The 13887-nt window shown below is 59.7% G+C and carries 11 protein-coding genes; 1 reads left to right on the top strand and 10 read right to left on the bottom strand.

Annotation, left to right across the window (positions count from 1 at the left end; translation table 11 throughout):
* Window positions 1-26 precede the first annotated feature (26 nt).
* The 5 genes from DXD94_RS06070 to DXD94_RS06050 form a co-directional block, all read right to left on the bottom strand.
* Window positions 27-971 carry a zinc dependent phospholipase C family protein gene (locus DXD94_RS06070; RefSeq protein WP_117763531.1) on the bottom strand — a complete coding sequence of 315 codons (945 nt, stop codon included), beginning with the start codon at window positions 969-971 and terminating at the stop codon, window positions 27-29.
* A 92-nt stretch (window positions 972-1063) separates the two neighbouring features.
* Complete coding sequence (locus tag DXD94_RS06065; RefSeq protein ID WP_117763530.1) at window positions 1064-1798, bottom strand: LytTR family DNA-binding domain-containing protein; 735 nt, start codon at window positions 1796-1798, stop codon at window positions 1064-1066.
* Window positions 1799-1831: 33 nt separating this feature from the next.
* Window positions 1832-3223: a sensor histidine kinase gene (locus tag DXD94_RS06060; protein WP_233540330.1), complete on the bottom strand. Its 1392-nt coding sequence runs from the start codon at window positions 3221-3223 to the stop codon at window positions 1832-1834.
* A gap of 112 nt (window positions 3224-3335) precedes the next feature.
* Window positions 3336-4613 carry an amidohydrolase family protein gene (locus DXD94_RS06055; RefSeq protein WP_117743931.1) on the bottom strand — a complete coding sequence of 426 codons (1278 nt, stop codon included), beginning with the start codon at window positions 4611-4613 and terminating at the stop codon, window positions 3336-3338.
* Window positions 4614-4744: 131 nt separating this feature from the next.
* Complete coding sequence (locus tag DXD94_RS06050; protein WP_117735418.1) at window positions 4745-6196, bottom strand: APC family permease; 1452 nt, start codon at window positions 6194-6196, stop codon at window positions 4745-4747.
* A gap of 355 nt (window positions 6197-6551) precedes the next feature.
* Here DXD94_RS06050 and DXD94_RS09815 point away from each other — a divergent pair, with 355 nt between their 5' ends.
* On the top strand, window positions 6552-7553 hold the full coding sequence (locus DXD94_RS09815; RefSeq protein WP_233540329.1) for a C39 family peptidase: 1002 nt from the start codon (window positions 6552-6554) through the stop codon (window positions 7551-7553).
* Between the two features lie 471 nt (window positions 7554-8024).
* Here the strand turns inward: DXD94_RS09815 and DXD94_RS06040 are convergent, their stop codons facing one another.
* From DXD94_RS06040 to DXD94_RS06020, 5 genes are all read right to left on the bottom strand, one after another.
* Window positions 8025-9479, bottom strand: a complete 1455-nt coding sequence (locus tag DXD94_RS06040; protein ID WP_255413336.1) for a family 1 glycosylhydrolase — start codon at window positions 9477-9479, stop codon at window positions 8025-8027.
* Window position 9480: 1 nt separating this feature from the next.
* Window positions 9481-10830, bottom strand: coding sequence for a PTS sugar transporter subunit IIC (locus DXD94_RS06035; protein WP_117735417.1), 1350 nt, complete (start codon window positions 10828-10830; stop codon window positions 9481-9483).
* Window positions 10831-10839: 9 nt separating this feature from the next.
* Window positions 10840-11133, bottom strand: coding sequence for a PTS sugar transporter subunit IIB (locus DXD94_RS06030; protein ID WP_117565033.1), 294 nt, complete (start codon window positions 11131-11133; stop codon window positions 10840-10842).
* Window positions 11134-11179: 46 nt separating this feature from the next.
* Window positions 11180-11506, bottom strand: a complete 327-nt coding sequence (locus DXD94_RS06025) for a PTS lactose/cellobiose transporter subunit IIA (protein ID WP_117565034.1) — start codon at window positions 11504-11506, stop codon at window positions 11180-11182.
* Between the two features lie 115 nt (window positions 11507-11621).
* On the bottom strand, window positions 11622-13517 hold the full coding sequence (locus tag DXD94_RS06020) for a BglG family transcription antiterminator (RefSeq protein WP_117735416.1): 1896 nt from the start codon (window positions 13515-13517) through the stop codon (window positions 11622-11624).
* Window positions 13518-13887: the final 370 nt, after the last annotated feature.

Raw genomic sequence — 13887 nt, 5'->3', positions numbered from 1 at the left:
ATTCGGCAAAGGGGCACGCATGGGCCCTATTCCTCGCGGTCGAACTCCTCGTCGGCGTCGAGTACGCGGCCGCTGTAGTTGATATGGCCGGTCACGGCCTCCATGTCGCCGGTCTCGATAAAGCGAGCAACGGTGAGCTCGTAATCGACCAGTGCGCGCTCAAAGACCTCGGGGAAACTCTCATTCGAGACCTCATCGGTAAAGGGGTTCTTCCATGTCAGGTGGCCCAGGTTGCCGGTGCGCTCGGGCAGCTCCGTCGTCACGCGATGGGCAAGGCCGTCGAGCAGCGAGTAGTCGTGCACCAAGCCCTCGACCAGGGCAATCGCACGAGTCTTTGCCGAGCCGGCGGGCTCAATGGCGCGATAGAGCATCTGCATGTCCGAGACGGCGCCGGCGTACTCCCCCGCCGGGATGTCGATACCGTACACGCGCCCGGCGACGTAGCTCATCAGCACACCGGCCACGCGATTGATGCGGTCGGTGGTGACGATCTCGCCCGCCGGCGGATAGTCCTCGACCGTGGCACCGTCGCGCTTGAGCTGCAGCATCAGCACGTCCAGGTCGCTTTCGAGCACGGCGTGTACTTGGCTGCCCGAAGCCTCGAGCTCGGGATCGGAATCTACAATGCCAAACTGCTGCTCGTAGACAAAGGGGTGGGCATTGCGGTCGAGCACATAGTGCGACAGCAGGCCCAGCGCAAAGGCGCGACCCAGATTGGCATCGCGCGGCTGCAGGTGCGACACGCCGTCGCGCAGGCACGAGAACTGGCGCGACATGCGCGAGCGGTGCATGGCCTGAGCAAGCAACATACAGTCGGAAATGCGCGGCGTGAGCATGTGGAAGAAAAACGGGTCGGGACCTTGGTTTCCCAGGATAAAGGCGATGCGCTCCTCGTCGGACGCAATAACGCCCTGCGGAAGACGGTCGATGCTTTCCTCGCCAAACAGATGATGGGTGATAAGCGCGGGCATAATGATCCTTTCGATTTCATTCGATGCCACCCATTATGCCCACCGCGCGCCCATACCAAACCTGCGATGGTAAACGACGGCACGCAAGCCTCTTACGCAAGCCCCAGGTGCGACTTGACCTCGGCGGCACGACGACGGGACACCGGCACCGTCGAGCTCACGCGGTCGAGCCTGAGCTCCATCAACCCCGTGGAGCCAATCTCAACATTGTGCACGTCTTCCAAATTGACCAGATAGCTGCGATGAACGCGAATAAAGCCCTCGGAGCCCAAGCGACGTTCGAGCGAAGAGATCGACTCATTGATCAGGTACGTTCCCTCGGCGCAGATGGCGTTGCAAAAATCGGCGCGCGCCTCAAAGTAGCAGACGTCTGCGGCGGGAATGAACACCTTTTTGCCCCCGCGGTCCACCGTCAGACGCAGAGGCTGGCGCGGAGCGTGGATAACACGACGGGCACCCAAGGCTGCCTCGATCTTGTCGAGCGCCTTTGACAAGCGGGCATCCTCGACCGGCTTGACGACGTAATCGACGGCATCGAGGTTATAGGCATCGGCCGCATACTCGGCAAATGCCGTCACAAACACCACGACCGGCGGCTTTTTTAGGTTCTGCAGCGTCTCGGCAAGCTCAATTCCCGAGCGGCCGGGCATCGTGATATCCAAAAACAGCACGTCGGGCTTGTTCGACAGAATCGACTCCACGGCCTCGGTGACATTGCCTGCCTCGGCGATATGCCCCACGCGCGCGTCCTTCTCCAACAGATAGCGTAGCTCAGCCCTAATTGGAGGCTCGTCATCAACTACCAGGATGTTCCAACCCTCGGACATGTGCGCTTCCTCTCTCCTCAATACACTCGCGCGCTACGCCGTCAGCGGCGCCGGCTCATGCGGTTCGCCGTTCAACTCAACGATGACCTGCGTTCCCACGCCCTCCTGGGACTTCACGCGCATGCCGGAATCTTCTCCGTAAAAGAAATGGATGCGCTGAAGCACGTTGAAGAGCGCCAAGCCGCAACCTCGCTTGACGGAGCCGTCGGCGGTAATGCTCTCGGGCTCCTCTCGGCGATGCTGCTCAAACAGGTGTGCGCAGACTTCTTCGCTCATACCGATGCCGTCATCTTCGACGCTGATCTCCAAGCCGTCATCGGTCTCGAAAGCCCTAACATGAATAGAAAGCGGCTCGGTCTCGCGCTGCGCATGCTTGATGCAGTTTTCGAGCAACGGCTGCAAGATAAACGGTGGCACCATGCAATCGCGCACCTCAAAGTCGATATCGACCGAGACGCGCAGACGGCCGTCGCCATAACGAGCCTGCATAAGATTGATATAGCGAGTGCCCTGTTCCACCTCGTGCTCGAGCGTTGTGAGGGTATCGGAATCGGACAGTGTCTGACGGTAGTAATTGGAAAAGTCGATGAGCAGCGACCTGGCCTTGTCCGGCTCGGTACGCACGAGCGACACGATGGTGCTGATGGTGTTAAACAGAAAATGAGGATCGACCTGCGATTGCAAGGCGCGCAGCTCCACACGGGCCGTGAGCTCGTCCTGGCGCTCGAGCTCAAAGCTCGCGAGCTGCGTGGAAATGAGGTCGGCAAAGCCCGAGGCAAGCGCCGTCTGGCGCATATCGATGCTGCTCAGACGGGGATAATACAGCTCGAGCGTGCCCACGCAATGCCCACGCACGGTGAGCGGTGCGACAATACCAGCGCGCAGGCGCGGGAAGTAGCCACCCGCCTCGGTCGAGGCATCGCGCGAAAACACGCTTTGCTCACCGCTGTTGATCACGTTGAGCGTAGTCCGCAGCACCACCGGGGTGCCGGCAGGGCACTTTGCCGAGTCCTCGCCCCAGCTTGCCAACACCTGTTTGCCGTCGGTAAAGCAGATGGCAGAGGCGATGGTCTCGGACAGGATGATCTTAGAGGCGCCCAGGGCCGCTTCGGGCGTAAGGCCGCGCGACGTGTAGGCGAATATTTTTGAAGCGATGGCGAGCGTGCGGTCGGTTGCGCTCGATGTGAGGTCGTCGGGAACGACAAAGACGTACGAGAAGAAGAAGCACAGCATGACCAAGCCGGCAATGACGACAACGGCCGGAACGGGATTGGGATTATCGGTTAGATCCCAGATGAGCAGCAGGATAAGCAGCGGAACGACAATACCGAGCAAGATGGCTTGAACCACATGCTGAGCGGTACGAAAGACCTTGGTAGAGTTGTAGCTCTTGCCCAGAATCAGCCTATTGAGATCCACCGTCATCCCCTTCTTACTGACGCACCGCATAGCAATAAAGAGGGCCGCAAGCGACCCTCTCCATTGCATTATGCAATCAAATACTGTGTTTTACATCCAGCCATCGATGAACGGTAGCTTAGGCGCTGTACTTGTTTGCCTCGCCGAAGCTGCCGGCTTCGACAATCCAGCCGTCCTTCATGATGACGTCCATGTTGTCGGTGTTGAGCACGTGGATGTCGGCGGCGACGTCACCATTGACGACCAGCAGGTCGGCGCACTTGCCAGCCTCGATGGAACCGGTCTCGTCCTCGATGTGGCACATCTTGGCACCGTTGAGGGTGGCGCAGGTGATGGTCTCGACCGGGGTGAAGCCGATCTTGTCGACGAACTCGTACATCTCCTCGATGGAGCAGGTGCCGTACGGGGTGACGAAGGAGAAGGAGTCGGAGCCGATCGTCATGACGACGCCGCGCTTCTTGGCCTCGCGCAGGCAGTCGTAGTTGCGCTGCAGTTCCTTCTCGACCAGGGTGCCCTCGTACTTGTCGTGCAGCTCGGGGACGTAGACGGGCGGATAGGTGGCGTACCAAGTGGGCAGGAAGGCGATCGTCGGGGTGAAGAAGGTGCCCTGCTCGGCCATGAGGTCCATGGTGCGCTCATCGATATCGAAGCCGTGGATCAGCTGTTCGCAGCCAAAGCGGACGGAATCGTAGGCAGCGGCGTGGTTGTTGTAGCAGTGGCTCCACACGGGGATGCCGACCATCTTGGCCTCTTCGACCACGGCCTGAATCTCCTCGGAGCAGTAGTGCTGGTCGCGGCCGGAGTCCCAGCGCCAGATGCCGCCACCGGTAGCCCAGATCTTGATGGCATCGGGGTTCTCGCGCAGGCGACGGCGGACGGCCTTACGCAGATCCCAAGGACCGTCGACCTGATCGCCCCAGGGGTGCGATTCCTTGTTGAGCTCCTGGCTGCAGTGGTGGGAGTCGCCGTGGCCGGCAACGCGGCAGAAGCCAAGGCCGGTTGCCAGAACGCGCGGGCCCTTGAAGACGCCCTTGTCGATGCAGTCACGGATCTGGATACCAAAGCGGCCGATCTCGCAGACGGTGGTGAGACCGTGGGTGAGGCAGTCGTAGGCCTGCTTGACGGCGACGGCCTGCTTCTCGAGGAGCGGCTGCATGACCCAGTCGGTGTCATCGTCGGTCAGGTTGCCCGAGAAGTGCAGGTGGGTGTCGATCAGGCCGGGAAGGACGGTCTTGCCGGCGGCGTCGATAACCTCAACGCCCTCGGGAAGGTCCTGCATGACACCGGCGTACTCGATCTTGCCATTGTCGTCGACGAGAACGAGGGAGTTCTCGACCGGCTCGGCACCGGTACCGTCGATGAGCTTGCCGCCAACGATTGCATACTTAGTGGACATGGTTCCTCCTTATGGATCCATATAGTGGGCGAGGCCGCGTTGGGTTAAGGCCTCACAAAACTACCCAAGTGGTGCCGGGTTCGGTGCGCGGGAGAGAGGGCCCCGCACACCCGATCCGTCCCGGCTAGGCGTTATTTTTTGCGGGAATTGGTGAAGGCCATGAGGGCCAGGCCAACAGCCAGCCAGCCGATCACGATGCTCCACTCCACCATGTTGAGGGAGGCGGGAGAGAACGGGATCACGAGCAGGCCAATGATGGTGCCGCAGGCAACGATAGCGAGGCTGATGCCAAACTTGCCGCCGGGCACCTCGTAGGGACGAGGCAGGTCGGGCTCGGTGAAGCGCATGCGCAGGCAAGCGAGGGCGACCATGCCGCAGGAGAAGATGAAGGCGAGAGCCGACACGTTGGTCAGAGGGATGAGCATGTTCTTGCCCAGGAACGGACCGACGACGGTGATGACGCCCAGAACGACGCAGGCGAGCTTGGGAGCGCCGGACTTGGGATCGACCTCGGCGAACTTCTCGGGCAGCTGGCCCTTGCGGCCCATGGCGAGCATGATGCGGCTCGTGGCGCCGTAGAAGGAGTTCATCGGGCCCATGGGTCCAAGCGTGGCGATGACGAGCATGGCCAGGTACAGGAGCATGTTGATGCCCTTGAGGCAGGCAAGCGCGGGAACCGGGCTCTTAACAAACTCATGCCAGTCGAGGATGGTGCCGAACGAGTAGATGCAGACCATGTAGAAGCCGCCGGCGGCCAGCAGAGCCAAGGAGATGATCTTGCCGAACTTGTTCCAGTTGAGGCCCTCGGCTGCTTCCTCAGCCTGCTGAGGAATGGTGTCGAAGCCGGCGTAGAAGAACGGGGTCAGAACCAGGACCGAAACGATGCCTGCGAACAGGCTGGTGCCCTCGGTAGCAGGCTTGCCGCCGCCAGCACCGGTGACCTGGGAGAACACGGGCATGGCGTTGTCCGGCGAGCCGGTGAACAGCGAGACGCCCATGGCGAGTAGCATGCCGCAGAGCAGGGCCTTGGTCAGGAAGGCCTGCAGCTTGGCGGCCGAGCTGGCACCGCGGAAGTTGAGGAAGATGACGTAGGTTGCAAAGCCGAGCGCGATCAGCGTCGGGAACAGGTAAACGTCGGCGCCCAGGATGGTGTAGAGCTTGACGGCGCGCAGCCACTCAAGGCCGGGCAGGCTGCCGAACATCTCGGACACGAGGGTCGAGATGGCGATGGCCTCCCACGGGCACAGGATGCCGTTGCCCAGGGCCAGGAGCCAGCCGGTGATGTAGCTCATCGTACGGCCAAAGCTACGATCGACATACTCGACGATGCCGCCCGAAATTGGGATAGCAGCCGTGAGCTCACCAAAAACAGCTCCGACGGGCACGAGGAAGATTGCGCCCAAGAGGAATGCAATCATAGCGGGAACGGGACCGCCGCCCACGACCATCCAGTCGCCGACCTGCAGAACCCAACCGGTACCGATGATGGCACCGAAACCGATGGTGAAGAAGTTCCAGAGCGAAAGCGTTTTCTTCATGCCGCCGTTGTCCTCGACTGCAACTTCTGCGTTCTTGTCCGCCATTGTTCCCCTCCTTTCCTTTTTGACGCCCCCTGGCGTCACCCCTTGCGCGGCCTGTTCGACCGCGCGCTTTTATTTCGTGGCTTTAAGATACGGCCTCGGCGCCACGCTGCCGCTTATGGCTCGACCGAAGGCAGAACTGCAAAACGAGCGGCGCCGTTTTTGGGACGAACGGCGGGAGACGTCATTCGTCCTGGACGCTTTCATCTTGTCTGCTTTTGGATACCTGTTGCCGTGACGCTTGGCGCGCGGCGCGGCAACGTTCATACCATTTGTCAGGCTTTTGGCGCACATACCCATGTGTCGTGCATCTTTTTATGTAGGATAGACAAGTTACACACGAGGCAAGGTGATTCGAATGGCATGCGGATACAATGACGGCGACCAACGGCCACAAAGCGTGCGCCTTGCCGGCCGCACCACGCCAACGCCCAGAAGCACCTCCGACAACGGCAACCAGCAGCGCCCCCAAGAGCAGCCCGGGGCTTCATCTCGGCAACAAAGCCGTACCGTGCAGCAGTCAGACCGCGTGAGTACGAGCGCACGCCAACGCCAGACCGACACATCACAGCCGCGCCGCTACGATCGCCGTAAGACCGACTACTACGTTAAACGCTCCTTTTCGCGACCTCAACGCGATCGCGGCAATTCCGCCCCTCACCCCGCGTCGCATACCACAAGCCACGTGCTTCCGGCCCGCCGCCTACGCCTTGCGCTTTGCTCCATTGCCGCCTGTCTCGTCTTTGTGTTTTTGGGATCCTGTATCTCCCACGGATCAGCCGGTCTTGAGCCCACTGCCGAGGACAAGCTGCTTAAAGCTCCCGTCGCACCCGGTTACTCCTTTGCGTTCTCGACCCCACGCTCGCAATGGCAGGCCGGCACCATGCCCCACATCTACCAAATTGACCCCGCATGGTCGGAGCTGTCCTATGCCGGTGGCACTATCCGCGAAAACGCTTGCGGTCCCACTTGCCTCACCATGGTCTATATCTTTAAGACCGGCCACACCGATAAGACGCCGGTCGATATATGCGCGCTGGCCGAAGCCGGCAACTACGCCCCCACTGGTGCCACCGAGTGGTCGTTTATGACAGGCGGTGCGTGGCAGCTGGGACTCAACGGAACACAGCTCTATAACGATCGTGAATCGATTACCCAAGCACTTCACTCGGGTGCGCCCGTTATCGCCGCAGTGCGCCCCGGTACGTTTACCAACGTAGGCCACTACATCGTGCTCTACGGCATCGACAATGCCAATCAGATTGGCGTCTACGACCCCAACTCGGCCAGCCGCAGCGCCCGTCGCTGGGGCGTCGTAGAAGTCCTCAACGAAGTCGAAGCCATGTGGGCCTACTACTAGTCATTGGGCACTCATTGGGGACATACGCACTCATTGGGGACAGACTTAAATGAGTGGTCGTTGGGGACAGTCTTACGGACGCCGGCCGAGAGCAGACGAAAAGGGCCATCCCGAACTGCTTGGAACTGCCGGCACGGAAAGCGCATCCTGCTTTGGGGCCCAATAGCGGGATGCGCTTTCCGTTAGCGGCCCGTTTGGGAAACTAGGGACCGCTTTTCGACAAAAATCTGGGATGCATTTTCCGATTGAGGGCCTCAAGGGAAACCGCACCCCATGTTGGACGCTCATTCTGGGATGTGCTTTCCGCAGTTGATCGATGCGGCCTTTTAGGACTGTCCCAAGCTGCCGGCAGGAAAGGAACGTCCCCAAGTGCCGGGTTTCCGCAGTCTGCAATGCTCCTCATGAACAGCCGCCTCAATAGCAAAAGCCCCGCGGCCGAAGCGGACCGCGGGGGCAACAGACCTGCAAGAGTTAACTCAAGTCCTCGCCATTTGATGCAATGACCTTTTGGTACCAGCAGAAGCTGTCCTTTCGGTAGCGATCGAACGTGCCTTTGCCCGTATCATCGGCATCGACATAAACAAAGCCATAGCGCTTCTTCATCTGCCCCGTCGAGGCCGACACCAAATCGATACAGCCCCACGGCGTGTATCCCATCAGGTCAACACCGTCCTCGACAATTGCATCGCGCAGCGCAAGAATATGCCTGCGCAGGTAATCAATATGATACGCATCGTGGACTTTGCCGTCTTCCAGCGCATCGAGTCCGCCCACACCGTTCTCAGCGATAAAGAGCGGAAGATGGTAACGATCGTGGTAGCCGGCAAGCGTCACGCGCAAACCCAGCGCATCGATCTGCCATTTCCAGGCAGTCTCTTTATCCTTGAGGTACGGATTGCGCAGCGTCGGGAACACGTTGCCCTCCGCCTTCTCAGCGATCACCTGGTCATCGGCGCACACCAAGCGCGAGCAATAGTACGAGAACGAGATGAAGTCGACGGTATGCTCGGCCAGATACTCCGTATCGCCCGGCTCAAAGGGCACGTGAACACCCTCTTTCTCGAGCGCACGCAGCTTCCAAGTAGGATAGGCGCCCGCAGCCATCACGTCAGTGTAGAAGTAGCGGCCGCGGTCCTCCTCATACGCAAGCCATACGTCCTCGGGCGCACAACGGTACGGATAGGTCGCACCGGCAGCGATCATGCAACCCACCTTGTTTGCGGGATCGATCTTGTGCAGGATCTCGACAGCGCGAGCGCTCGCCATAAACATATGGTGCGAGAACGCCGCGGTCACGGCTGCACGGTCACGCTCATCCTCGAGCGTGACGCCCGCGTTGAGATAGGACAGCGCCACGCTGTTGATCTCGTTGAAGGTGAGCCAATAACGCACGAGGCCCTGGTACGCACGTCCGACGGTCTCGACGTAGTGCGCATACCGCTCGATCATCTCTCGGCTTTGCCATCCACCATAACGCTCGACCAGAGCCAACGGATAGTCGTAGTGCGACAGCGTCACGAGCGGCTCGATTCCGTGCTCGCGCAGCGCCTCGAATACCTGACGGTAAAACTCCAAGCCCTCACCGTTGGGCTCGGCCTCCATCCCTGTGGGAAAAATACGGCTCCAACAAATTGAAAGACGCAGGCACTTAAAGCCCATCTCGGCAAAGAGCTCGACGTCCTCGCGCCAATGATGGAAGAAGTCGTTGCCCCAACGGCATGGATACAGCCTGTCCGGATCATCCACGGGCTTTTGCCTGCCAAACATCACATCCCAGCGGTCGGGACCCTGTGGAATCAGGTCGGAGTGCGACATACCGCGGCCGCCCTCGTTCCAGCCCCCTTCGGCCTGGTTGGCGGCGAGGGCACCACCCCACAAAAAGCCCTCGGGCATACCGGCAGCAGACGTTCTGTCAAAGTAACCCATGCTACTCAGCATCCTTGGCAGAAGCTGCCGCGGCGTTCTCCTGCTCCTGTGCCAGGAGCAGGTTGTCGTACACCTTAAAGAACGGGTACCAGACCACAGCCATGACCACGATCAAAACGATCGTAAATACCCAGATGCGCGGGTCGAGGCACTGGATAAAGCCCTGAACGAAGATGGGGAACGTGCCGCTCACCAAGATGTAGAAGTTAGAGACAAGACCCAGTGAGATTGCACCCCAATACAGCAGGGCCGAAATCATACCGCCCAGCACGAACGGAACCATGAGGATCGGGTTGAAGATGATGGGTGCGCCAAAGATCGCGGGCTCGGAGATACGGAAGAAGCTCGGCACGATCGATGCCTTGCCAAATGCCTTGAGCTGCTGCGACTTTGCCCTAAACGCGCAGAGCGCCACAAAAGAGAACGTATTGCCCGTGCCGCCGATGAGGTTGATGACCATCGACATGAATACCGGGTGGAACTCAAGCGGCTGCCCAGCAGCGTAGAGCGAGGCGTTGGCAGCAAAGGCGGCAAGCGTGACCGGGGCGGTGATGGGCATCACGATCATGTTGCCGTGGACGCCAAAGCACCAAAACAGCAGCGTCATGAAGCAGATAAGCAGTGCGCCGGGCACAGAGTCAACTGCGACGGAAAGCGGGGCAGCGAGCAGCTTCTCGATAACCGAGGGGATGGACAGCGTGGGATCGATCATCTGGATCAGCAGGTTGCCACCAAAGAAGATGAGGATGTTGGCGAGCATAGGCACGATGGCGCCAAAGGTTTCGGACAAAAACGGCGGCACGCCATCGGGCATCTTGATGGTGATGCCCTTGGTCTGGCAGAAGCGCGTGACCTCGACGGAGACCAGGGCAACGATGATGGCGGTAAACAGGCCCTGCGCACCCAGATAGGTGCAGGGGACCGCCTGGAGCACGGACTCATCAGCAAGCTGGTAGTAGGACGACGGCGCCGCGGCGATCAGGAACATCACCAGCGAGGTCATACCGGCGTTAAGCTTGGGCATCTTGTAGGTGCCCGCCAGGTTATAGGCGATTGCGAACGTCACGATCACCGACAGTATGCCCATCGTCATGTTGAACGGGATGAGCAGCGTGAGCTTATTGGCCGTGGCAAAATCGAGCCAAGGGCCAAAGACGGACCAGAACCCGCCCCGCGCCACCAGGTCGGCCGTGACCGGCGGGTTGGCGATGATCATAAAGACGGCAGAGACCAAGATGAAGCTGATCGCGCTCATAAAGCCCTTTTGCATGGAGGCAAAGTGGCGCTCGGCGCCGCAGAAATTGGCAATAGGGGTCAGTTTTTCCTGAAGCAGGGTCATGAACTTTTCCATAGTCGCCTCCTAGCCCAACAGCGACTGGGCGAGTGCCAGCACGTTGGCGGCGTTGCCCATGCCGTAGTCCTGTGCGGGGATGACCGCGGTCGGCTTACCGCTCCCCTGCTTGACGGTGTTGAGCTGGTAGGACACCTGCGGCCCCAAGAGCAGCACGTCATAATCGGCGCAGGTCTCCTGATACTCGCCGATACCCACCGCATCGATATCGAGCTCGATGCCGTTTTGCTCCGCGTATTTCTCGAGTTTCTTCATCAGAATGCTTGTAGACAGGCCAGCTGCGCAAACAAGAAGGATCTTCATAAGGGATTCCCTTCGCATTGATTGGTTGGATAGTCGCCGCACGCCGTTAGGCGTTCTTGGCTGCAGTGCGCTCATACAGGCAGATCAGCTCCTGCACGAGCTCCTGAGCAAGCATGGAGCACATGAGGTGGTCCTGAGCATGGACCAGCAACACATCCACCGACAGATGCTCGCCCGCCGCCTCGGTCGAAAGCAGCTGCGTTTGGATGTGGTGAGCTTTGATTCCCGCATCCTTTGACTGCTTCATGAGTTTGGCGGCAGCGTCAAAATCCCCCGCCTTTGCCTTTTCAAGGGCTTCGAAGGCAAGGCTGCGCGCCTCTCCCGCTGCAGCGACCAGCTGAAACGAAACCATCTCGGTTCCCTGATCGTCCATAACGGTCTCCTCTCCCGTGATGTTTGGTTTGTACTTGAATATTCGAAACGCCTATCTCCCACCCGCAATCCTCGAGGTTTATTGCAGGCAGGCAGGGTTTTCGACAAAAGAAGCCTTAAGCCGTATGCGCTTGCACAAGCGCCATCAGCTCATGCCAGGACCGGCGCTCGCGTAAGCGCTCGACCCCCTGGCGGTCCATAAAGATCTCAGCGAGCAGCGAGCTCAAGATCCGCGCCTCATCGCCGCCCGACCGGGCAAACGACACCATAAAGACGATATCGACCTCATGGCCGTATTCGTCCCAAAGAATGGGATGTTCGAGCAGGCCCACGGTAACAAAGGCCTCGGCGCTCAAGGGATGCATCCCATGGGGCATGGCTACCCCATTGCCAAACGAGGTGGCACTCGCGCTCTCGCGCTCGGCGACCTCTTGGGCAAACTGGGCATCGACACGGCCGCTCTCGACGGCGCGCTCGGAGAGATATCGGAGAACGGCCTGCTTCGACGACGCCTCAACGCGGTTGAAGAACAGGGCACGGCTAAAGAAAGAGCTCACGGAGTCCGATTGCGCAGTGTCGTCGCTCAACACCTTGCGGATAGCGTTGACATCGCTCGTCTCCAAGAAGAAATCGGCCTCGCGAACGGGCACGGGCAACTTGACGTTGAGCGGCACCGTTGTGAACACGTAGTCGATGTGCGAAAAATCGAGCGTTCCCACGCGGGCGACATCGCATGTCTCAATCGAATCGATATACATGCCAAACTGCTTGCGGTACTGGTGCTCTAGCATACGGGCGCTTCCCGCTCCCGAGGCGCACACGATCAGGATGCGTTTGCGACGCGGCTGGTCGGCTTGCTGCTCGAGGGCCAGGGCAAATGCCATGGCGATGTAGCCGAGCTCTTCATCAGAGGGCTGGCTGCCAAAATGACGCTCGAGTACCTGCGAGGTGCCAGCTGCCATCGAATAGGCCAACGGAAACCTCGTCTTGATATCGGGCAGCATGGGGTTATCCATATGCATGTGATATTCAAGGCGATAGCCCAGAGGGCCGATATGCCGAGCAAGGTTCATGCGAAGTTCAAGATCGCCGCTAAAGTCAAACCTAAACTCATCGTTGACCGCACGTACCATCTCGGAAGCAATCTCCCACATCTCGTCCGAGATAACGGCAGAGCCCTTCTCGGGCACGCCCGTGCCCCTGCCGAGCAAATGGATTGCGATAAAGGCAACCTCTTCTCGGGGCATGCTCACGCCCAGGGCATCCTTGATGTTTGCGGCAATCTGGAAAGCCGCGGCGTATTCGCGCGTTCCCTCCAGTTTTTGAACGTCCGATTCTGCAGCTGGGACATAGCAGCCCTGCTCGATGCGGCCAAGAGCGATGTAAAGATGCATGATGAGATTGCGGGATGCCAGCGAGCTCACCGTGACGGGCGAGGCCGTCAGGGCATCGTCCACACATGCGGCGATGGCCCGCAGGCGCTCGGCGAGCTTTGCATCGTCGGTGTCGGGCAACACGGGCCTCACCAGCGAGGCGAGGCACAGGCGCCGTTGCGACTCCCCGCCCGCAACGCGGATTCCGTAGCGTGGGCGCTTTTCGAGCGTTAAGTCAAATTGGGCGAGTTTCTGCTCTACCAGACGCATGTCATTGGACAGAGTTCGCGCCGAAACGTAGAGTAAATCCGCATACTCCTCAATCGTCACCCACTGGGACCGCATGAGGAGGTCGTTAAGAAGGAAGGACACACGGCCGTCGCGCGTATCAGGAATGCCCGGATGAGCCAGAGCCGCACCGTCTAGCAAGCGAGCAAGCTCATCTGCACGTGCAACATCGATACGATACTGCCCCTTGCTGCCAACGATGCGTGCAACCCCTGCAAGGTTGTCGTTTGCGCGATGGATATAGTTTCTCACGGCGCGTTCGCTTACCTCGAGACGCTTGGCAAGTACCGCGACAGCGACAGGCTGAGCGTCCTCGATCATATTTACAAGCTGCTTGACGCGAGCATCCATGTCCTCCTCCTTTCCCTGCGTCTAGTCTAACGCGGTAAAGAATGACACTCCACGTCGCGCTCGTTCCGCCAACTCGGAACAGGTTGCGGGGAGTCCAGCTGAGCTATGGAGAGCCTGGGGAGAGGGCCCGAAGGCAATGCGTCGGTGTGGGATGCGCCTTCCCAGCCATTGGGCAGTCATTGGGGACAGACTTAAATGAGTAGTCGTTGGGGACGTTCTTGTTTGACTAGTCGTTTAAGAACGTCCCCAATGACTATTAAGGACTGTCCCAAGCTGCCGGCAGGAAAGGACCGTCCCCAAGTGCCGGGTTTGTCCCCAATGACTAGGTGAATAGCAAAAGCCCCGCAGTCGGAGCGGACTGCAGGGCTCA

This window comes from Collinsella sp. TM10-22, from assembly GCF_003466125.1.
Lineage (GTDB): Bacteria > Actinomycetota > Coriobacteriia > Coriobacteriales > Coriobacteriaceae > Collinsella.
Note: the sequence above shows the minus strand (reverse complement) of the source record. Positions and strands in the feature narration are given on the sequence as shown.

What these genes read in the sequence shown, in the direction of transcription:
- DXD94_RS06065 (WP_117763530.1), bottom strand. Translation starts at nt 1,798, where the DNA reads ATGTCCGAGGGTTGGAACATCCTGGTAGTTGATGACGAGCCTCCAATT.
- DXD94_RS06040 (WP_255413336.1), bottom strand. Translation starts at nt 9,479, where the DNA reads ATGGGTTACTTTGACAGAACGTCTGCTGCCGGTATGCCCGAGGGCTTT.
- DXD94_RS06050 (WP_117735418.1), bottom strand. Translation starts at nt 6,196, where the DNA reads ATGGCGGACAAGAACGCAGAAGTTGCAGTCGAGGACAACGGCGGCATG.
- DXD94_RS09815 (WP_233540329.1), top strand. Translation starts at nt 6,552, where the DNA reads ATGGCATGCGGATACAATGACGGCGACCAACGGCCACAAAGCGTGCGC.
- DXD94_RS06070 (WP_117763531.1), bottom strand. Translation starts at nt 971, where the DNA reads ATGCCCGCGCTTATCACCCATCATCTGTTTGGCGAGGAAAGCATCGAC.
- DXD94_RS06055 (WP_117743931.1), bottom strand. Translation starts at nt 4,613, where the DNA reads ATGTCCACTAAGTATGCAATCGTTGGCGGCAAGCTCATCGACGGTACC.
- DXD94_RS06020 (WP_117735416.1), bottom strand. Translation starts at nt 13,517, where the DNA reads ATGGATGCTCGCGTCAAGCAGCTTGTAAATATGATCGAGGACGCTCAG.
- DXD94_RS06060 (WP_233540330.1), bottom strand. Translation starts at nt 3,223, where the DNA reads ATGACGGTGGATCTCAATAGGCTGATTCTGGGCAAGAGCTACAACTCT.
- DXD94_RS06030 (WP_117565033.1), bottom strand. Translation starts at nt 11,133, where the DNA reads ATGAAGATCCTTCTTGTTTGCGCAGCTGGCCTGTCTACAAGCATTCTG.
- DXD94_RS06035 (WP_117735417.1), bottom strand. Translation starts at nt 10,830, where the DNA reads ATGGAAAAGTTCATGACCCTGCTTCAGGAAAAACTGACCCCTATTGCC.
- DXD94_RS06025 (WP_117565034.1), bottom strand. Translation starts at nt 11,506, where the DNA reads ATGGACGATCAGGGAACCGAGATGGTTTCGTTTCAGCTGGTCGCTGCA.